The organism is Pantoea sp. X-Soil-TKNS-1280 (genome assembly GCF_059730475.1).
In genome coordinates, this window is the sequence record NZ_AP035962.1 from 217,109 (window position 1) to 237,205 (window position 20,097).

A 20,097-nucleotide genomic window follows, 5' to 3' on the forward strand; every position below is an offset into this window, starting at 1 on the left:
TCACCGAATATCCTATCATCGATGGGGGAATGCTGTCAGATTTCACCGTGATGTCCGGGAAACATTCTGTGGTCTTAGTCCGAAAACACAGGGTAGAGTTCGGAACGTGCTAAACTGTTAAGTAGCGCAACTTTCTTTACGGTCAATCTGCCAGGTGTTAGATTGATCACGTTTCCAGCAATAATTTGCCCGACATCTTTATTATTAAGTGGCAGATTTCGGAAACAGGGTGCTTAACACTGGGACAATCAGGCGAAACGTCTTGTACCTCTACATTGAGACACTGAAACAGAGACTGGATGCTATCAACCAGCTGCGCGTTGACCGCGCGCTGGCTGCGATGGGACCTGCTTTCCAGCACGTCTACAGTCTGCTGCCAACATTATTGCATTATCATCATCCGCTGATGCCGGGTTACCTTGAGGGTAACGTTCCACATGGCATCAGCTTTTACACGCCTGATGAAAACCAGCAGCAGCTGTTGCAGGAGCTGGCGGGTCGTCAGCCGCTGAATCTCAGCACTGATGCCAAAGGCGAAATGCCGATCACCGGCATCTATTCCATGGGCAGCACCTCTTCGGTCGGTCAGAACAGCGTGTCCGATCTCGATATCTGGGTGTGCCACCAATCCTGGCTGGATAATGAAGAACGCCTCAACCTGCAACGTAAATGTACGCTGTTGCAGAAGTGGTGTGTCTCGATGGGCGTGGAAGTCAGCTTCTTCCTGATTGATGAGAACCGTTTCCGTCATAACGAAAGCGGCAGTCTCGGTGCGGAAGATTGCGGCTCGACCCAACATATTTTGCTGCTGGATGAGTTTTACCGTACCGCCGTGCGTATGGCGGGTAAACGCATTCTGTGGAACATGGTGCCTGGTGAAGAAGAGCATCATTATGATGATTACGTCATGTCGCTTTACGCGCAGGGCGTTTTGACGCCGAACGAATGGCTCGATCTCGGTGGTCTCGGCACCTTGTCGGCGGAAGAATACTTCGGCGCCAGCCTGTGGCAGTTGTATAAAAGCATCGACTCCCCTTACAAAGCCGTGCTGAAAACCCTGCTGCTGGAAGCCTATAGCTGGGAATATCCCAACACTCAACTGCTGGCGATGGATATCAAGCAACGCCTGCACGATGGCGAAATCGTCTGCTTCGGTCTTGATCCTTACTGCATGATGCTGGAGCGCGTGACGCGTTACCTTACCAGCATTGACGATTTGGCGCGCCTCGACCTGGTACGTCGCTGCTTCTATCTCAAAGTCTGTGAAAAACTCTCCAGCGAAGAAAACCATCATCGCTCGGGCTGGCGGCGTGAAATTTTATCGCAGCTGGTGCGCGAGTGGGGCTGGGATGATGAGAAGCTGGCGGTGCTGGATAACCGCGCGCAGTGGAAAATCGAACGCGTGCGTGAAGCACACAATGAATTGCTGGATGCGATGATGCAAAGCTATCGCAACCTGATCCGCTTTGCCCGTCGTAACAATTTAAGTGTCAGCGCCAGCCCGCAGGATATTGGTGTGCTGACGCGTAAACTGTATGCCGCGTTTGAAGCGTTGCCGGGTAAAGTGACGCTGGTTAACCCGCAGATCTCCCCGGACCTGTCAGAACCCAATCTGACCTTTATTCATGTCCCGGCGGGCCGTGCCAATCGTGCGGGTTGGTATCTGTATAACCAGTCGCCGGATATGAGTTCCATCATCAGCCATCAGCCGCTGGAATATAACCGCTACCTGAACAAACTGGTGGCGTGGGCGTGGTTCAATGGGCTGTTGACCAGCAAAACCCGTCTGCATATCAAAGGCAACGAGTTCTGTGACCTGCCGCGTTTGCAGGAGCTGGTGAATGATGTCTCGCATCATTTCCCGTTGCGCGTACCGGCACCGACGCCGAAAGCGCTCTACAGCCCGTGTGAAATTCGTCATCTGGCGATTATCGTCAACCTTGAGCACGATCCCACCTCGGCATTCCGCAATCAGGTGGTGCATTTTGATTTCCGTAAGCTGGATGTGTTCAGTTTCGGTCAGCAGCAGCAATGCCTGATTGGCAGTATCGATCTGCTGTACCGTAACTCATGGAATGAAGTGCGTACCCTGCATTTCAGCGGTGAGCAGGCGATGATCGAAGCCCTGAAAACCATTCTCGGTAAAATGCATCAGGATGCGGCCCCGCCGGACACAGTCGAAGTGTTCTGCTACAGCCAGCATCTGCGTGGCCTGATTCGTACCCGTGTCCAGCAACTGGTGTCGGAGTGCATCGAACTGCGCCTTTCCAGTACGCGTCAGGAGCCGGGCCGTTTCAAAGCGTTGCGTATGGCGGGACAAACCTGGGGACTGTTCTTTGAACGCATGAGCGTGTCGGTGCAGAAACTGGAAAACGCGGTCGAATTCTATGGCGCGATTTCTAACAACAAGCTGCACGGCCTGTCAATTAAGGTGGAGTCGAATCAGACGCCGCTGCCGCCAGTGGTGAATGGCTATGCCAGCGAAGGCATTATTCAGTTCTTCTTCGAAGACACCAATGATGACCGTGGCTTCAACATTTATATCCTTGATGAAAGCAATCGCGTTGAGGTGTATCACCATTGCGAAGGCAGCAAAGAGGAACTGGTGCGTGATGTCAGCCGTTTTTATTCGTCATCACATGACCGCTTCACTTACGGCTCCAGTTTTATCAATTTCAACCTGCCGCAGTTTTATCAAATTGTGAATACCGGCGATCGCTTTCAGGTGATCCCGTTCCGCAGCCAGACCCTGACGCAGCTTTGCGCCACACAGCCTGACAACGACAACGGCGATTTCCAGCCCCGCTACCAAATGCACTGATCCTGCCCGCCCGCGCGTGGCAGGTGTCAGACCTGTAACGCGATTGCGGGTATTTCCTGTTGCTTTTACAACGTCAACTGCGATGATAAGCATCCAGGTAAGGACAGAAAGAGCAGACAGAATGAGACAATTGATAAGTCAGCTGGGTATGGTGCTGGCACTGGTCAGCCTGTCAGGCTGTGGCCTGAAAGGACCGCTGTATTTCCCGCCCAAAGATCAGCCGCAAAAGACCAACACACAGGTGACGGAGCAGCAGCAGAAAGCGGCTTCAGCTGCGGATGTGAATGGTTTGGTCACCCAAAAATCAGGTATGCAGGCGAACTAATCTCCTATGAGTAATCCGGCGGAGCAGAAAATGCAGTTCTCGAAAATGCACGGTCTCGGCAACGATTTCATGGTTGTGGATGCCGTGACGCAAAACGTCTTTTTTTCGCCGGAGCTGATTCGCCGTCTGGCGGATCGCCACCTGGGGATCGGTTTCGATCAGCTGCTGATCGTCGAGCCACCCTACGATCCGGACCTCGATTTCCACTATCGTATTTTCAACGCCGACGGCAGTGAAGTTGCGCAGTGCGGCAACGGCGCGCGCTGCTTTGCTCGTTTTGTCCGGCTGAAAGGTTTGACCAACAAAAGCGACATTCGCGTCAGTACGCAAACGGGGCGTATGGTGTTAAGCGTCACCAATGATGAACTGGTGCGCGTTAACATGGGTGAACCCAACTTCGACCCGCAGCAGGTGCCCTTCCGGGCCAACAAAGCCGAGAATCTGTATCTGCTGCGCGTTGCGGATCAGACGGTGATGTTCGGTGCTGTCTCGATGGGTAACCCGCACTGTGTGATCCAGGTCGAGAGCGTGAAAACCGCGCCAGTGGAAACGCTGGGTCCGATTCTGGAAAGCCATGAGCGTTTCCCGGAACGCGTGAACGTCGGCTTTATGGAAGTGGTCAATCGGGAACACATTCGTCTGCGCGTTTATGAACGCGGCGCGGGTGAAACTCAGGCATGCGGCAGTGGCGCTTGTGCTGCTGTCGCCTGCGGTATTCAGCAGGGCATTCTGGCGGAAAAAGTCCGTGTCGATCTGCCCGGTGGAACGCTGCATATTGCCTGGAAAGGGGCCGGTCAGCCGCTGTTTATGACCGGGCCAGCCACACACGTCTACGATGGGTTTATTCATCTATGAAAAATGTCGAAGAGCAGACCGACAGCGCGGTGCTGCTGGACGATCAGGCGGTCAGCACGTATCTGCGTCAGAACCCCGATTTCTTTATTCGCAATGCGCGCCAGGTCGAACAGATGATGGTGCCGCATCCGGTACGCGGCAGCGTGTCACTGGTTGAGTGGCATATGGCGCGGCAACGCAACCATATCCAGCAGCTGGAAGAGGAGATCACCCTGTTGATGGAACAGGCGACCGCCAACCATCAGCTGTTTGATCGCCTGCTGTCGTTGCAGGGCCATCTGGCCACTGCCGATAGTTTGCAGGATATGCTGACTCGTCTGCATCGCTGGGCGCGCGAGCTGGGTCTGGCGGGTGCGAATGTGCGGCTGTTCAGCGATAAATGGCACATTGGCGCGCCGTCCGATTTCACCCAACTGGGCCTGTCACGCCAGGCGTTTGAACCGTTACGGATTCAGCGCTTCGGTAATGAACAGCATTATCTCGGCCATTTGAATGGCCCGGAACTGTTGCTGCTGTTGCCGCAGGCGAAAGCTATCGGCTCGGTAGCGATGTCGCTGATGGGCGATCATGGTGAGCTGGGCGTATTAATCTTCAGCAGCCGTGATAACCAGCATTATCAGGCCGGGATGGGAACGCTGCTGCTGCAGCATCTGGCGCTGATGCTGCCGGAATTGTTGTCACGCTGGGTAGAGCGTGCATGAGTAGCGACAGTCCGCTGCTACCTGCCGTTGAGGGCTTTCTGCGTTACCTGAAAGTGGAGCGCCAGCTCAGCCCGTTGACGCAGGAAAATTATGCGCGCCAGCTTAAGGTGATTATCAGCCAGGCCGATGAAATGAAAATCACCGCCTGGAGTCAGCTGGAACCGGCGCAGGTGCGGAATATTGCCGCCCGCAGCCGTCGCGCGGGTCTGGGCCCGAGCAGCCTGGCGTTACGCATGTCGGCGCTGCGCAGTTTTCTTGACTGGCAGGTCAGACAAGGCCAGTTGAGCGGCAATCCGGCAAAAGGGATCTCTACTCCGCGCAATGCGCGCCATCTGCCGAAAAATATGGATGTCGATGAGGTTAACCAGCTGCTGGAAATTGACCTCAACGATCCGCTGGCGGTGCGCGATCGCGCCATGCTGGAAACCATGTATGGCGGCGGATTACGTCTGTCGGAGCTGGTGAATATGGATCTGCGCCATCTCGATCTCGACAGCGGTGAGGTCCGGGTGGTGGGTAAAGGCAGTAAAGAGCGCCAGGTACCGATTGGTGGCACCGCCGTGACCTGGCTGCAGCACTGGCTACCGTTGCGCGACAGCTTTGCGCCGCAGGATGATGCGGTGTTTGTCTCCAATCGCGGCAGCCGTATTTCCGCGCGTAACGTGCAGAAACGCTTCGCCGAATGGGGCATTAAACAGGGCGTTGCCAGCCATATCCACCCACATAAACTGCGCCACTCCTTTGCCACCCATTTGCTGGAATCGAGCGGCGATTTACGCGCGGTGCAGGAGCTGCTCGGCCATGCCAATCTCTCGACCACGCAAATCTATACCCATCTTGATTTCCAGCATCTGGCAACGGTGTACGATTCAGCCCATCCGCGTGCCAAACGAGGAAAGTCGTAATGAAGTTTTATCGTCCGCTGCGTCAGATCAAAGCGATCACTTTTGATCTCGACGACACCTTATATGACAACCATCCGGTGATCCGCAAAACCACCGCAGAATCCCATGCCGCGTTGCAGGCTTATCACCCGGCATTGGGTGATTTCACCCCGGCGGATTACCAGGCGCTGCGTGATGAATTGCTGGTACGCGAGCCGGAGATTTATCACGATGTGTCCGAATGGCGCCGTCGTTCGGTAGAGCTGGCGCTGATCAATGTCGGCCTTTCCGCTGCTGAAGCCACCAAAGGTGCCAGTGAAGTGATGAGCGTGTTTCATCGCTGGCGGAGCGAGGTGGAGATGCCGGAAGAGACGCATGCGACGCTGACCGCGCTGGGCAACAAAGTCCCGCTGGTGGCGATCACCAACGGCAATGCCAATCCGGAAAAACTCGGCCTCTCCTGTTATTTTGAGTTCGCGCTGCGCGCCGGGCCGCATGGTCGCGCTAAGCCGTGGCAGGATATGTATCATCTCGCCTCAGAGCGTTTAGGCATTGCGCCGGAACATATTCTGCATGTCGGTGACGATCTCACCACCGATGTGGCCGGTTCACTGCGCGCCGGGATGCAGGCATGCTGGATTAACCTGCGTGACGGCAACCTGATGCAAATTGACGATGCGCGCCTGCTGCCGCACGTTGAAATTTCGCAGTTGGCATCACTGACCTCGCTGCTATAATAAACATCTGTAAATCCATCCAGTATCTGGATGTTCTCTTTTTAAAACGGTGCTTATGGACGTTTCTGATCTGCTTAACGGCTTAAATGACAAACAGCGCGAGGCGGTCGCCGCGCCGCGCAGCAACCTGCTGGTGCTGGCCGGAGCAGGCAGTGGCAAAACCCGTGTACTGGTGCATCGCATTGCCTGGCTGTTGTCGGTGGAGAACTGCTCGCCTTATTCAATTATGGCGGTCACCTTTACCAACAAAGCGGCTGCGGAGATGCGTCATCGTATCGATCAACTGATCGGCACCAGCCAGGGCGGCATGTGGATCGGCACTTTCCACGGCCTGGCGCACCGTTTACTGCGCGCCCACCATCTTGATGCGGGGCTGCCGCAGGATTTCCAGATCCTCGATAGCGAAGATCAGCTGCGTTTGCTGAAGCGCCTGATCAAAGCGATGAACCTTGATGAGAAACAATGGCCTGCGCGTCAGGGCATGTGGTACATCAACGGCAAAAAAGATGAAGGTCTGCGTCCAAAACATATCGAAAGCTACGGTAATCCGGTCGAGCAAACCTGGCTGCGGATTTATCAGGCCTATCAGGAAGCCTGCGATCGTGCTGGGTTGGTGGATTTTGCCGAGCTGCTGCTGCGCGCGCATGAGCTATGGCTTAACAAGCCGCATATCCTCAACCATTATCGCGAGCGTTTCAGCAACGTGCTGGTGGACGAATTCCAGGATACCAACAACATCCAGTACGCGTGGATTCGTATGCTGGCGGGTGACACTGGCCGGGTGATTATCGTCGGTGATGATGACCAGTCGATTTACGGCTGGCGCGGTGCCCAGGTGGAAAACATCCAGCGCTTTTTGCAGGATTTCCCCGGTGCGGAAACCATCCGTCTGGAGCAGAACTATCGCTCCACCAATAATATCCTGAAAGCGGCTAACGCCCTGATTGCCAATAACAACGGACGGCTCGGCAAAGAGTTGTGGACCGACGGCAGTGATGGCGAACCGATTTCACTTTATTGCGCCTTTAACGAGCTGGACGAAGCCCGCTTCGTCGTCAATCGCATCAAAGCCTGGCATGAGAACGGCAACGCCCTGAACGACTGCGCCATTCTCTATCGCAGCAACGCCCAGTCGCGTGTGCTGGAAGAGGCGCTGTTGCAGGGCAGCATGCCGTACCGTATCTACGGCGGCATGCGCTTCTTCGAGCGTCAGGAAATTAAAGACGCGCTGGCTTATCTGCGGCTGATGGCTAACCGCAACGACGATGCGGCGTTTGAGCGCGTGGTGAATACGCCGGTGCGTGGCGTCGGTGATCGTACCCTTGATGTGGTGCGTCAGACGGCGCGCGAGCAGCAACTGACCCTATGGCAGGCGACGCGTGAACTGCTGCAAAACAAGGTGCTGGCTGGCCGTGCCGCGGCGGCGCTGCAACGTTTCTGCGAACTGGTGGACTCACTGGCGAGTGAAACCGCCGAACTGCCGCTGCATGTGCAGACTGACCGGGTGATCAAAGATTCCGGTTTGTGGCTGATGTACGAGCAGGAGAAGGGCGAAAAAGGTCAGGCACGCATCGAAAACCTTGAGGAACTGGTGACGGCAACGCGCCAGTTCAGCTATCAGGATGAAGACGAAGATTTGATGCCGCTGCAGGCGTTTCTCTCCCATGCCGCGCTGGAGGCGGGGGAAGGCCAGGCAGACAAATGGCAGGACGCGGTGCAACTGATGACGCTGCACTCCGCAAAAGGGCTGGAGTTCAGCCAGGTCTTTATCGTCGGCATGGAAGAGGGTATGTTCCCCAGCCAGATGTCGCTGGACGAAGGCGGTCGCCTCGAAGAGGAGCGTCGTCTGGCCTACGTTGGCGTCACGCGTGCGATGGAAAAACTGACGCTGACCTATGCCGAAACCCGTCGTCTTTATGGTAAGGAAGTGTATCACCGCCCCTCGCGTTTCATTGGCGAGCTGCCGGAGGATTGCGTGGAAGAGGTGCGTTTGCGCGCCAGCGTCAGTCGTCCGGTCAGCCATCAGCGGATGGGAACGCCGGTGGCGAAAAACGACAGTGGCTTCGCGCTCGGCCAGCGTGTACGCCATGCCAAATTTGGCGAAGGCACCATTATTAACCTCGAAGGCAGCGGTGAACACAGCCGCCTGCAGGTCGCTTTTCAGGGACAGGGCATCAAGTGGCTGGTGGCCGCCTATGCCCGCCTGGAAACGGTGTAGCGCGGTTGCGCTGCCTTGACGACTTTTTCGTCTCAGCGTAACATGCGCGCACTATTATCATGAGAGGACAACGCCTTGGACACGCCCAGTCGATGCTGGCTCAATTCCCTGGTTCACAGGAATAACATCTAAGGCTACCTCTTATTAGCTGGTAGCCTTAGCGGTTATCAGCGGCCTCCCGTTTTTTCCGTCGCATGAGTCAGCACTGATGTACCCCTGAAGCGAAAGTTTCGGTGTTCAGGCTTTGCCGTGCCCGTTTTGCGTAAGCGAATCGGTTCACCGCCTTGTCCCATAAAGTCTGCAATGGGGAGTATTGCTATGCTGAGCGCATTTAAACTGGATCGCAGCCGCCTGACGCGCCTCGAACTGGATGAACAAAACGAAAAGCTCAACACGTCAGTGTGGGTCGATCTGATCGAGCCGGATGAAGGTGAGCGCGATCTGGTGCAAAGCGAGCTGGGCCAGAGCCTGGCAACACGGCCAGAACTGGAAGACATCGAAGCCTCGGCGCGTTTTTTTGAAGATGAAGATGGCCTGCACATTCACTCATTTTTCTTCTATGAAGACGCGGAAGACCATGCCGGTAACTCGACGGTGGCGTTTACCATCCGTGAAGATCGCCTGTACACCCTGCGTGAGCGTGAATTGCCAGCGTTTCGCCTGTATCGCATGCGCGCACGTAACCAGACGCTGATCGACGGTAATGCCTTCGAGCTGTTGCTCGACCTGTTTGAGACCAAAATTGAACAGCTGGCGGATGAAATCGAGAACATTTATAGCGCGCTGGAAAAACTCAGTCGCGTGATTATGGAAGGGCAGCAGGGCGAAGAGTATGACCTGGCGCTGTCACGTCTCGCGGAACTGGAAGATATCGGCTGGAAGGTGCGTTTGTGTCTGATGGATACCCAGCGTGCACTTAACTTCCTGGTACGTAAAGCCCGCCTGCCTGCGAACCAACTGGAGCAGGCACGCGAAATCCTGCGCGATATCGAATCTCTGCTGCCGCACAATGAATCGCTGTTCCAGAAGGTTAACTTCCTGATGCAGGCTGCGATGGGTTTTATCAACATCGAGCAGAACCGCATCATTAAGATCTTCTCGGTGGTGTCGGTGGTCTTCCTGCCGCCAACGCTGGTCGCTTCCAGCTACGGGATGAACTTCGAGTTTATGCCGGAACTGAAATGGAGTTTCGGCTACCCGGCAGCAATTGGACTGATGATCCTCGCGGGTCTGGCACCCTATCTCTACTTCAAACGTAAGAACTGGTTGTAACATTGCGCGATAAATCGCGCCGCTACACATGCAATATGTAACAATTCCTGGGCCGTCTATACGGCCCGATTTTCTGGCTATACATCACATTTCTGCGTAATCTGTTCTCTCATTTTTATTAACATTTACCCTTCCACCCTATGGCGCGTCTCTCTTTGCGACAGCAATGGACCATTCTGCTGATTGCTTCTCTGATTCTGGGCATTATCTTCCAGCTGTTTCACCTGCCTGCGGCATTGTTGCTCGGTCCAATGATTGTTGGAACCGTGATGGGATTATCGGGTGCTGCGGTACGCATCGATAAACGCTTCTTTGTGCTGGCTCAGGCGGTACTGGGCTGCATGATTGGGCAAACCTTATCGCCCGCCATTTTGCCGCCACTGTTGCAAGACTGGCCGGTGGTGATGGCGGTGCTGGCGCTGACGCTGGCCGCCAGTGGGCTGTCAGGCTTTCTACTGGTCCGGTTCAGCAATCTGCCTGGCCCTACCGGGGCCTGGGGATCGTCGCCCGGCGGTGCGTCGGCAATGGTAGCGATGGCCGGAGATTTTGGCGCAGACGTGCGGCTGGTGGCTTTTATGCAGTACCTGCGCGTGCTATTTGTGGCGACGGCGGCAGCAGTCGTGGCGCGTATCGGTCTGGGTAATGGCGGTGGCAGCGCCGACCTGGTGTGGTTCCCGGCATTGCACAGCAGCTTTGCCCTGACGCTGGTGGTGATGGTGGTCGGAGCCTGGCTGGGACAAAAGCTGCGTATTCCGTCCGGTGCATTGTTATTACCGGCGTTGATCGGCGCGACCTTGCAGGGAACAGGGGTGGCGACCTTACAGGTGCCGGAATGGTTGCTGGCGCTGGCTTATGCGCTGATTGGCTGGAGCGTGGGGCTGCGCTTTACCCGTCCGATTTTCCTGCTGGCGCTGCGTACCTTGCCGCAAATGGTGGTATCGATAATCGGCCTGATGCTGTTGTGTGGTGGGCTGGCCTGGATGCTGACGCGTGTGCTGCATGTGGATCTGATGACCGCTTACCTGGCAACCAGCCCTGGCGGGCTGGATACCGTAGCGATTATTGCGGCGGGGAGCCAGGTCGATATAGCTTTTGTCATGGCGTTGCAGACCTTACGCCTGTTCACCATTCTGCTCACTGGCCCGGCCCTGGCGCGTTTTATTTCACGCTATGCGCACGCGCGTGCGAGCTGAAACAACAACCGCATCAAGGATAAATATGGCGAGTGCCAGCCAGATAAAACCAAAGGTCACCATTTTATCGGGCGTGACGGTCTCGCCATAAAACACCACCGCCAGCAGGAACATCAGCGTCGGACCGAGGTACTGGAAAAAGCCGATGGTCGATAAACGCAGGCGCGTACAGGCAGCGGCAAACAGCATCAGCGGGACGGTAGTGACAACACCGGCGGCCACCAGTTTGAGATTGAGGCTCAGGGGGTTAGCGCTCAGATGGCTGGTGGCGCTGTCGGCAAAACCAAACAGGTAGATTGCCGCCAGCGGGAACAGCCACAGCGTCTCAATCAACATGCCGCTCTGGGCATCAACCTGAATCTTCTTGCGCATCAGGCCGTAGAACGCAAAGCTCAACGCCAGCCCCAGCGCGATAACCGGCACCGAGCCAAATTTCCACAGCTGCACCAGCACACCGGTGGTAGCGAGAAACACCGCCAGCCATTGCAGACGGCGGAAACGCTCGCGCATAAATAACATCCCCAGCACCACGTTAATCAGCGGGCTAATAAAGTAACCCAGGCTGGCTTCAAGGATATGCTGATTATTCACTGCCCAGATATACAGCAGCCAGTTGCCACCGACGGTCACGGCGGTCAATGCCAGCAACAGCACCTTCTTTGGCTGACGTAACACGCTGCACACCTGATTCCAGTTGCGGCTCAGGGTAATCAGAAGCAGCATAAACAACGCTGACCAGATAACGCGGTGCGTCATGATTTCCAGCGGGGGGACCACTTTGACCAGCTTAAAGTAGGCGGGAGCGATGCCCCAGAGAAAGTAGGCACCGAGCGCATAGCCAATGCCCTGGCGCGTTTCTTGCGTATCCATCATTTATTCCAGAAAAACGGCGATTCTCGCACGTCGTGGGTGATTAACCAATCAGGTAAGTTGCGGTAGCCGTGGCGATATAATCGCCCTGCTGGTTGTGCAGTTCTACACGCGCCACTGCCACCTTGTTACCTGCGCGTAGCAGGCTGCTGGTGGCGATGAAGCGCTCACCGCGCCCCGGGCGCAGATAATCCACGCGCATATCGATAGTTCCCATACGCGACAGCCGCTGACGCAGATCCTCTTCGCTGATACTTTCCTGACGCGTCAGCGAATGGCTGACACACACCAGCCCGGCAGCAACATCCAGCACTGAGGCGATCACACCACCGTGCAAAATACGTTGTGCCGCATTGCCGACCAACATGGTTTTATTGGCAAAACCCAGTTCAGCGTATTCAGGCTCCAGCCGATCCAGCTCCAGCCCGAGGGCCTGATTAAACGGCATATGATAAACAAAAATTTCGCCAATCAGACGGCGTGCTTCCTGCGGTGTCAGCATGGGTGATGACATGGTGATGGCCTTCAAATGTCCCCGCGTGGGGCGATAGATGTTAATGAGTTGTGTATATTATGCCGCGTTCGGGCTGCTTTCCAGTTTCAGAAATCGTCACTCATCAGCGCGTGAGTTTGTGTGTAGAATGACCTGCTTTTTTAAACCGTTATTCAACGATTTTGTTAGGCAGTGCCCACTGGAGAATTTTATGCGTAAGCATCGCGCCTTGCTGGCCGCGGCCCTGTTACTTCCTGCTCTGGCGCAGGCTGATGAAGCCACGATCAAAGAAGTTCATGATGCCCCGGCAGTTAAGGGCAGTATTATTGCCAACCTGCTGGAGAAACACGATAACCCATTCGTGCTTTATCCTTACGAAAACAACTATCTGCTTTACACCTACACCAGTAGCATGAATAAAGAGGCGATATCTTCGTACGACTGGGCAGACAAAGCGAAAAAAGATGAAGTAAAATTCCAGCTCAGTCTGGCCTTTCCGCTGTGGCGCGGTATTCTGGGCGACAATTCGGTACTGGCGGCCTCCTATACGCAACGTTCCTGGTGGCAGCTGTCAAACCGTGGTGCATCATCACCATTCCGTGAAACCAACTATGAGCCGCAGATTTTCCTCGGCTGGGCCACGGACTACACTCTGGGTGGCTGGACATTACGTGATGTGGAAATGGGGCTGAACCATGAGTCGAATGGTCGCAGCGATCCGACTTCACGCAGCTGGAACCGTGTGTATGCGCGCCTGATGGCGGAGAATGGCAATTTCCTCGCGGAGATCAAACCCTGGTATCGTATCCCGGAAAGCGCCAGCAATGACGACAATCCGGACATCACCAAATATATGGGCTACTACCGCGCGAAGCTGGGCTACATGCTTGGCGACAGCATCTTTAGCGTGGAAGGCAATTACAACTGGAACAGTGGCTACGGCGGTGCAACCTTCGCCTGGAGTTACCCGATCAGCGAGCATGTGCGTTTTTACACCCAGCTGTTTAGCGGCTACGGTGAATCGCTCATCGACTACAACCATCGCCAGACGCGCGTGGGTGTGGGTGTGACGCTCAACGATCTGTTCTGATAAGCAAAAAACAGGATTACCGTGGCAACATCGGCAGTGCTCAATCAGGAAACGCTGGCGCAGCAGGTATTACAGGATACCTTCGGCTACCAGCAATTTCGTCCCGGTCAGCAAACCATTATTGAAACGGCGCTGGCAGGGCGCGATTGCCTGGTGGTTATGCCCACCGGTGGTGGCAAATCGCTGTGTTATCAAATCCCGGCATTGGTGCGCGAAGGGTTAACCCTGGTGGTATCGCCACTGATCTCGTTGATGAAAGATCAGGTGGATCAACTGCTGGCGAACGGCGTGGCAGCTGCCTGTCTTAACTCGACGCAGACGCGTGAGCAGCAGCAGCAGGTGTTTGCCGACTGCCGCACCGGCCGTTTGAAACTGCTCTACATCGCGCCTGAACGCCTGATGATGGATAACTTCCTCGACAGCCTGCACCACTGGAATCCGGTGATGCTGGCGGTGGATGAAGCGCACTGCATCTCGCAATGGGGTCACGATTTCCGTCCGGAATATGGTGCGCTGGGCCAACTGCGCCAGCGTTTCCCGGATCTGCCGGTGATGGCACTGACGGCCACCGCCGACGAAACCACGCGTAATGACATCGCGCATCTGTTGCAGATGGACGATCCGCTGATTCAAATCAGCAGCTTCGACCGCCCCAACATCCGCTACACGCTGGTGGAGAAGTTTAAGCCTACCGAACAGCTGCTGCGTTACGTACAGGATCAGCGTGGTAAAAGCGGCATCATTTACTGCAACAGCCGCGCCAAAGTGGAAGACACGGCGGCACGTTTGCAAAGTCGCGGCCTGAGCGTAGGGGCCTATCATGCCGGTATCGACAGCGCCCAGCGTGCGCGGGTACAGGAAGCGTTTCAGCGCGATGATCTGCAAATCGTGGTGGCCACCGTTGCGTTTGGGATGGGGATCAACAAACCCAACGTGCGTTTTGTGGTGCACTTTGATATCCCGCGCAATATCGAATCCTACTATCAGGAAACCGGTCGTGCCGGGCGTGATGGCTTGCCGGCAGAAGCGATGATGCTGTATGACCCGGCGGATATGGCGTGGCTGCGTAAATGTCTGGAAGAGAAAGCACCGGGTCCGTTGCAGGATATTGAGCGGCATAAACTCAATGCGATGGGGGCGTTTGCCGAAGCACAAACCTGCCGTCGTTTGGTGTTGCTTAACTACTTTGGTGAAGGGCGTCAGCAGCAGTGCGACAACTGCGATATCTGCCTCGATCCGCCACGCCGCTACGATGGCCTGGTGGAAGCGCAGAAAGCGCTTTCCGGCATTTATCGCACAGGGCAGCGTTTTGGTATGGGCTATATTGTCGAAGTTTTGCGCGGTGCCAGTAACCAGCGTATTCGCGACAATGGTCACGATAAACTGCCGGTGTACGGTATTGGTCGCGATCAAAGCACCGAACATTGGGTCAGTGTGCTGCGTCAGCTGATTCACCTCGGCATGGTAACGCAGAATATCGCCATGCACTCCGCCTTACAACTCACCGAAGCGGCGCGCCCGGTATTGCGTGCCGAAGTGCCACTGATGCTGGCGGTGCCGCGAATTGTGACGGTGAAAACCCGCAGCAGCTCACCGAAGGTGTACGGTGGCAATTACGATCGCAAACTGTTTGCCAAGCTGCGCAAGTTGCGCAAAGCGATAGCCGACGAAGAGAATATCCCGCCTTACGTGGTGTTTAACGATGCCACGCTGATTGAAATGGCAGAACAAATGCCGGTGAGCGCGTCAGAAATGCTGAGCGTGAACGGTGTCGGTCATCGCAAGCTGGAGCGCTTTGGTAAGCCGTTCCTGGTGATGATCAAAGAACATCTTGATGAAGAGTAAAGGAAAAAAAGCATGTTGATGTTATTCGCTACCGTCGCGCTGGTGCACCTGGTGGCGTTGATGAGCCCCGGCCCGGACTTTTTCTTTGTTTCGCAAACGGCCGCCAGCCGTTCGCGTAAAGAAGCGATGATGGGTGTGCTGGGTATTACGCTGGGTGTGATGGTGTGGGCCGGTGTGGCGTTGATGGGCCTGCATCTGATCATGGAAAAAATGGCGTGGCTGCATCAGATCATTATGGTCGGCGGTGGTCTCTACCTGCTGTGGATGGGCTGGCAGCTGATGCGCTCGGCGCGCCAGCGTCATAAGCAACCCCAGGCTGATTCACCGGTGGTTGAGTTGCCAAAAAGGGGCATGAGCTTCCTGAAAGGTTTGTTGACCAACCTCTCCAACCCCAAAGCGATTATCTATTTTGGCAGCGTGTTCTCGCTGTTTGTTGGCAATGATGTGGGGGCACTGGAGCGTTGGGGATTATTCCTGCTGATTCTGGTGGAAACCTTTGCCTGGTTTACCGTGGTGGCGGCGATTTTTGCCCTGCCGTGGATGCGCGATAAATATCAGCGCATGGCGAAGTGGGTGGATGGCATGGCGGGCGTGCTGTTTGCTGGGTTCGGCATTCACCTGATCATTTCGCGTTAATTTTATCCGTAGCGGCGCGATTCTGCGCGCGCCTTTAAAACCCGCGCGATAAATCGCGCCGCTACGCATTATCAGGCGATTCTGCGCGCACTGGCTAACAACGCCCCTACCGCCATAAATAATCCGCCGAAGGTGCGGTTCATCGCCTTCATCTGTTTCGGGCCTTTAATCCAGCCAGCAATGCGGGTTGCCAGCGTGGCGTAACCAATCATCACGATAATATCGACGACGACGGTGGTGACACCGAGCACCAGATATTGCATCAACTGCGGCTGGTGCGGCTGAATGAATTGCGGGAACAACGCAGCAAGAAACACGATGCTTTTGGGGTTGGTGAGGTTAACCAGCACCGCGCGCTTAAACAAACGGCGACGTGGCATCGCTTTGGCGACCGCATTAAGATCCAGCGCGCCACCCGAGCGCCACTGCTGAATGCCCAGCCAGACCAGATAGGCCGCACCCGCCCATTTCAGGATTTCGAACGCCAGCACCGACTGGGAAAACAGCGCGCCAAGACCAGCGCCCACCAGCACGATATGCACGGAAAGGCCAAGTTGCAGGCCGGAGATCGACGCGACTGCGCCGCGATAGCCGTGGCTGATACCGGTACTCATGGTATTAATTGCGCCAGAGCCGGGTGACAGGCTCAGGATGGTTGTGGTTAACAGGTAGGTTAACCACCATTCAATGGTCATGTGTGACATTCCCTGACGTTAGCGAAGTGTGACACAATACGCCAGAAAATCGCGGCACGCTATGGAGTGGATGTGCGGCGTTGACGTTTTTTTCAGGGGGGCGGATGCAGCAGATAAAACAGAGTTGGCTCAGGCGTGAAAAGGCGTTTGCTTCCTTTGCCACCGGTCCGCTGCTCGACTTCTGGCACCGTCGCGAAGAGCGTGAATTTACCGGCGTGGGCAATCTCATCATTCGCTATGTGCGCTTCACTTCTCCGCAACATCGCCGTGTCATTCTGATCGTTCCCGGACGCATCGAAAGCTATATCAAATACCCGGAGCTGGCCTACGATCTGTTCCATTGCGGCTTTGATGTGGTGATCATCGACCATCGCGGCCAGGGACGTTCCGACCGTCTGCTGGAGGACTCCCATCGTGGTCATGTGGTGGAGTTCACCGATTATGTCGATGATTTGGAAACGCTGTACCTGAAAGAGATCGTCAGTGGTCATTACCGGCAACGTTATGCGCTGGCGCACTCGATGGGTGGGGCGATCCTCGCGCTGTTTCTGGCGCGTCAGCCACGGGCGTTTCATGCGGTGGCGTTGTCAGCTCCGATGTTCGGCATCACCCTGCCGTTGCCACCGTTCCTGGCGCACCGTATCCTCGACTGGGCAGAGAAAATGCCTGCCTTGCGTGACGGTTACGCCCTGGGGACCGGGCGCTGGCGCGCGCATCCGTTCGGTATCAACCAACTGACGCACAGCCGGGAACGCTATCGCCGCAATTTACGTTTTTATGCCGATGATCCGGCGATTCGTGTCGGCGGCCCAACCTACCATTGGGTGAGGGAAGGGGTGCAGGCCGGACGTAATATCATCAGCCAGGTGAATAACATCACCACGCCAATGTTGCTGATGCAGGCCAGCGAAGATCGGGTGGTGGATAACCGCTCGCAGGATTTGTTTTGTGAGGCGATGGCGGCGGCAGGGCATCCCTGCGAAGGCGTCACGCCCTATGTGATTGAGGGCGCGCGACATGAGATCCTGTTTGAAACAGACGCGATGCGCGCCCAGGCGCTAAACGCCGTGGTCGATTTTTTTGCACGCCACGTTTAATTGATTATTGATACCTACAACCGAGGTTTACATGTACCACATCGTCGCATCCGACCTGGATGGCACGCTGCTTTCTCCGGACCATCGCCTGACACCTTTTGCCCGCAGCACCTTGCAGGAGCTGGTGGCACGCGATGTTCATTTCGTCTTTGCCACCGGTCGTCACTATATCGATGTGGGACAAATGCGCGACAGTCTCGGCATCCCGGCTTATATGATCACCTCCAACGGTGCGCGAGTGCATAACGCCGACGGCGAACTGATTTTCAGCCACAATCTGGATGCCGATATCGCGCAGGATTTGTATGGCCTGAAATACCATGATGAGCAGGTGCTGACCCACGTTTACCGTGATGACGAATGGTTTATTAGCCGCCATCGCCCGGCCGAGCAGGATTACTTCCGCGAGTCGGTGTTTAACTACCAGGTGTATCAGCCCGGCATGTTGCCGACGGATGGCATCAGCAAAGTGTTCTTTACCTGCGACGAACCGGAGCATCTGATCCCGATGGAACAGGCGATTGAAGCGCGCTGGGGCGATCGGGTTAACGTCAGTTTCTCGCTGCCGACTTGTCTGGAAGTGATGGCGGGTGGCGTTTCCAAGGGGCACGCGCTGGAAGCCGTGGCGAAGCAGCTCGGCTATTCACTGAAAGAGTGTATCGCCTTTGGTGACGGTATGAACGATGTGGAGATGCTCAGCATGGCGGGCAAGGGCTGCATCATGCGCAATGCGCATCAGCGCCTGAAAGACACCTTGCCAGCGCTGGAAGTGATCGGCAGCAACGCTGAAGACGCAGTGCCGCATACGCTGCGTAAGCTGTTCCTGGCATAAAAAATTTCTGCGTTTCGTAGCGGCGCGATTTATCGCGCGAATGTGCGCCATTCGGATTGCGCACATTCGCGCCGCTACGGGTGTTTGTATTTTATTCAGTTGTAAACCAGATAATTCAACCAGACAGCGACAGTTTGTTTACACTAGCGGCACTGTTCATTTTGGGATCGTTACCGTGCTGTTATTGATCGTTACCACCATTCTGTGGGCTTTTTCCTTTAGTTTTATCGGGGAATATCTGGCGGGTCAGGTGGATTCCTGGTTCTCGGTGCTGATGCGTCTGGCGCTGGCAGCCATTGTCTTTCTGCCTTTCCTGCGCTGGCGTGGTTATCGCGCCTCGACCATCCTGCTGTATATGCTGGTGGGGATGCTGCAATTGGGCATCATGTACCTGCTCAGCTTTGAAGCCTACCTCTATCTCAGCGTGACGGAATTCCTGTTATTTACCGTCATGACGCCGCTGTATGTCACCCTGATCTACGATCTGCTCAGCCGACGCCCGTTGCGTATTGGCTACGCCTTCAGTGCCTTGCTGGCGGTGGTCGGCGCAGCGATTATTCGTTATGACAAAGTCAGCGACCACTTCTGGTTTGGTCTGTTGCTGGTGCAGGCGGCGAATATCTGTTTTGCCATCGGCATGGTGGGTTACAAGCGTTTGCAGGAGACGCGCCCGATGCCGCAGCACACCGCGTTTTCCTGGTTCTACCTTGGCGCAGTGATCATTGCGGTGATTGCCTGGTGCCTGTGGGGCAACCCCAACAAGCTGCCGACTACCTCGCTGCAATGGGGCATTCTGGTGTGGCTGGGCGTGGCCGCGTCCGGGTTGGGCTACTTTATGTGGAACTATGGCGCTACCCAGGTGGATGCAGGCACACTGGGTATCATGAACAATATGCATGTGCCGGCAGGATTGCTGGTAAACCTGGCGATCTGGCAGGAAAAACCACACTGGCCGAGCTTTATCGCCGGGGCCATTGTGATCTTCGCTTCACTTTATGTGCATAAACGCTGGGTACTGGGAAAAACCGCGACCAGCCATTAAGCCTTTTTGACAGGGGCCGGGCGCTGCACCAGCGTCAGCCCTTTCAAAAAGTTACGCAGAATCTGGTCACCGCATTCGCGGTAATTCTTATGATCCGGATTACGGAAAATTGCGCCGATCTCCGCCTGAGAAACCGTAAAGTTTGCCTTCAGCAAGATCTCAGGAATGTCCGTGGTTTTCAGGGCAAACGCGATACGTAACTTCTTCAGGAAGATATTGTTGTTCATGCGGCGCTCAATCGATGGCGCAGGCGCATCTTCGCTCTTACCACGACGATGGAAAATTAAACCGTTGAGGAAATAACCCATCAGCACATCCGGGCAGGGACGATACGCCGCGTCGTCATCTTTCTTCAGCCACGCCTGCACATCTTCCAGTGGCACATCGCAACTCGCCAGGGCGAAAATCTCCATCACTTTGCTGTCGCTTAAATCCAGCATATAGCGCACGCTGCGCAGCACATCGTTATTGGTCATGGTGAAAATCTCCTG

At 55.5% G+C, this 20,097-nt stretch carries 20 protein-coding genes; 16 read left to right on the plus strand and 4 right to left on the minus strand.

Going from position 1 to position 20,097, the window contains the following annotated elements; all coding sequences use genetic code 11:
* The first annotated feature begins 262 nt into the window (after positions 1 to 262).
* The 10 genes from AC6I8X_RS00990 (at position 263) to AC6I8X_RS01035 (ending at position 11,006) form a co-directional block, all read left to right on the plus strand.
* Positions 263 to 2,821, plus strand: coding sequence for a class I adenylate cyclase (locus AC6I8X_RS00990; protein WP_299455408.1), 2,559 nt, complete (start codon positions 263 to 265; stop codon positions 2,819 to 2,821).
* Between the two features lie 121 nt (positions 2,822 to 2,942).
* Entirely contained in the window at positions 2,943 to 3,146 is a 204-nt protein-coding gene (gene lptM / locus AC6I8X_RS00995) for an LPS translocon maturation chaperone LptM (RefSeq protein ID WP_299455406.1), read from the plus strand.
* 30 nt (positions 3,147 to 3,176) lie between these two features.
* Positions 3,177 to 4,001, plus strand: a complete 825-nt coding sequence (dapF, locus tag AC6I8X_RS01000) for a diaminopimelate epimerase (RefSeq protein ID WP_084878255.1) — start codon at positions 3,177 to 3,179, stop codon at positions 3,999 to 4,001.
* Complete coding sequence (locus AC6I8X_RS01005; RefSeq protein ID WP_313689032.1) at positions 3,998 to 4,702, plus strand: DUF484 domain-containing protein; 705 nt, start codon at positions 3,998 to 4,000, stop codon at positions 4,700 to 4,702. The genes dapF and AC6I8X_RS01005 overlap by 4 nt, the downstream gene beginning before the upstream one ends.
* Positions 4,699 to 5,607: a tyrosine recombinase XerC gene (xerC, locus tag AC6I8X_RS01010; protein WP_084871717.1), complete on the plus strand. Its 909-nt coding sequence runs from the start codon at positions 4,699 to 4,701 to the stop codon at positions 5,605 to 5,607. Before AC6I8X_RS01005 ends, xerC begins: the two co-directional genes overlap by 4 nt.
* Positions 5,607 to 6,323 carry a 5-amino-6-(5-phospho-D-ribitylamino)uracil phosphatase YigB gene (gene yigB / locus AC6I8X_RS01015; protein WP_310616776.1) on the plus strand — a complete coding sequence of 239 codons (717 nt, stop codon included), beginning with the start codon at positions 5,607 to 5,609 and terminating at the stop codon, positions 6,321 to 6,323. Before xerC ends, yigB begins: the two co-directional genes overlap by 1 nt.
* A gap of 55 nt (positions 6,324 to 6,378) precedes the next feature.
* Positions 6,379 to 8,541 carry a DNA helicase II gene (uvrD, locus tag AC6I8X_RS01020; RefSeq protein ID WP_084871719.1) on the plus strand — a complete coding sequence of 721 codons (2,163 nt, stop codon included), beginning with the start codon at positions 6,379 to 6,381 and terminating at the stop codon, positions 8,539 to 8,541.
* A gap of 75 nt (positions 8,542 to 8,616) precedes the next feature.
* The gene (gene ysgD, locus AC6I8X_RS01025; protein WP_409521669.1) at positions 8,617 to 8,673 is read left to right on the plus strand and encodes a YsgD/CorL family protein; all 57 of its coding nucleotides are present in this window, start codon (positions 8,617 to 8,619) and stop codon (positions 8,671 to 8,673) included.
* Positions 8,674 to 8,859: 186 nt separating this feature from the next.
* Positions 8,860 to 9,813 (plus strand): magnesium/cobalt transporter CorA, encoded by a 954-nt coding sequence (gene corA / locus AC6I8X_RS01030; protein WP_313683525.1) that lies wholly within the window; start codon positions 8,860 to 8,862, stop codon positions 9,811 to 9,813.
* A 140-nt stretch (positions 9,814 to 9,953) separates the two neighbouring features.
* Positions 9,954 to 11,006, plus strand: coding sequence for an AbrB family transcriptional regulator (locus AC6I8X_RS01035; protein ID WP_416410650.1), 1,053 nt, complete (start codon positions 9,954 to 9,956; stop codon positions 11,004 to 11,006).
* Here the strand turns inward: AC6I8X_RS01035 and rarD are convergent.
* Both rarD and AC6I8X_RS01045 read right to left on the minus strand, forming a co-directional pair.
* Positions 10,977 to 11,876: an EamA family transporter RarD gene (gene rarD, locus AC6I8X_RS01040; protein ID WP_497841007.1), complete on the minus strand. Its 900-nt coding sequence runs from the start codon at positions 11,874 to 11,876 to the stop codon at positions 10,977 to 10,979. The genes AC6I8X_RS01035 and rarD overlap by 30 nt on opposite strands.
* Positions 11,877 to 11,919: 43 nt before the next feature.
* Complete coding sequence (locus AC6I8X_RS01045; RefSeq protein WP_313683527.1) at positions 11,920 to 12,390, minus strand: thioesterase family protein; 471 nt, start codon at positions 12,388 to 12,390, stop codon at positions 11,920 to 11,922.
* A 190-nt stretch (positions 12,391 to 12,580) separates the two neighbouring features.
* On the opposite strand from AC6I8X_RS01045, the gene pldA reads away from it, so the two are divergent.
* The 3 genes from pldA to rhtC are packed head-to-tail and all read left to right on the plus strand — an operon-like array spanning position 12,581 to position 15,940.
* Positions 12,581 to 13,459, plus strand: coding sequence for a phospholipase A (pldA, locus tag AC6I8X_RS01050; RefSeq protein WP_299455389.1), 879 nt, complete (start codon positions 12,581 to 12,583; stop codon positions 13,457 to 13,459).
* Positions 13,460 to 13,480: 21 nt separating this feature from the next.
* On the plus strand, positions 13,481 to 15,304 hold the full coding sequence (recQ, locus tag AC6I8X_RS01055; protein WP_299455386.1) for an ATP-dependent DNA helicase RecQ: 1,824 nt from the start codon (positions 13,481 to 13,483) through the stop codon (positions 15,302 to 15,304).
* 12 nt (positions 15,305 to 15,316) lie between these two features.
* The gene (gene rhtC / locus AC6I8X_RS01060; protein WP_497840421.1) at positions 15,317 to 15,940 is read left to right on the plus strand and encodes a threonine export protein RhtC; all 624 of its coding nucleotides are present in this window, start codon (positions 15,317 to 15,319) and stop codon (positions 15,938 to 15,940) included.
* Between the two features lie 71 nt (positions 15,941 to 16,011).
* Here the strand turns inward: rhtC and rhtB are convergent, their stop codons facing one another.
* Positions 16,012 to 16,635 (minus strand): homoserine/homoserine lactone efflux protein, encoded by a 624-nt coding sequence (gene rhtB / locus AC6I8X_RS01065; RefSeq protein ID WP_313683528.1) that lies wholly within the window; start codon positions 16,633 to 16,635, stop codon positions 16,012 to 16,014.
* A gap of 104 nt (positions 16,636 to 16,739) precedes the next feature.
* On the opposite strand from rhtB, the gene pldB reads away from it, so the two are divergent.
* The 3 genes from pldB to AC6I8X_RS01080 all read left to right on the plus strand — a co-directional run bounded on the left by pldB (position 16,740) and on the right by AC6I8X_RS01080 (position 19,606).
* Entirely contained in the window at positions 16,740 to 17,732 is a 993-nt protein-coding gene (pldB, locus tag AC6I8X_RS01070; protein ID WP_416410645.1) for a lysophospholipase L2, read from the plus strand.
* Positions 17,733 to 17,763: 31 nt separating this feature from the next.
* Complete coding sequence (yigL, locus tag AC6I8X_RS01075; RefSeq protein WP_084871728.1) at positions 17,764 to 18,564, plus strand: sugar/pyridoxal phosphate phosphatase YigL; 801 nt, start codon at positions 17,764 to 17,766, stop codon at positions 18,562 to 18,564.
* 175 nt (positions 18,565 to 18,739) lie between these two features.
* Entirely contained in the window at positions 18,740 to 19,606 is an 867-nt protein-coding gene (locus AC6I8X_RS01080) for a carboxylate/amino acid/amine transporter (protein ID WP_313683531.1), read from the plus strand.
* Here AC6I8X_RS01080 and AC6I8X_RS01085 read toward each other — a convergent pair.
* Positions 19,603 to 20,082, minus strand: coding sequence for a YehS family protein (locus AC6I8X_RS01085; RefSeq protein WP_497840422.1), 480 nt, complete (start codon positions 20,080 to 20,082; stop codon positions 19,603 to 19,605). The genes AC6I8X_RS01080 and AC6I8X_RS01085 overlap by 4 nt on opposite strands.
* Positions 20,083 to 20,097: the final 15 nt, after the last annotated feature.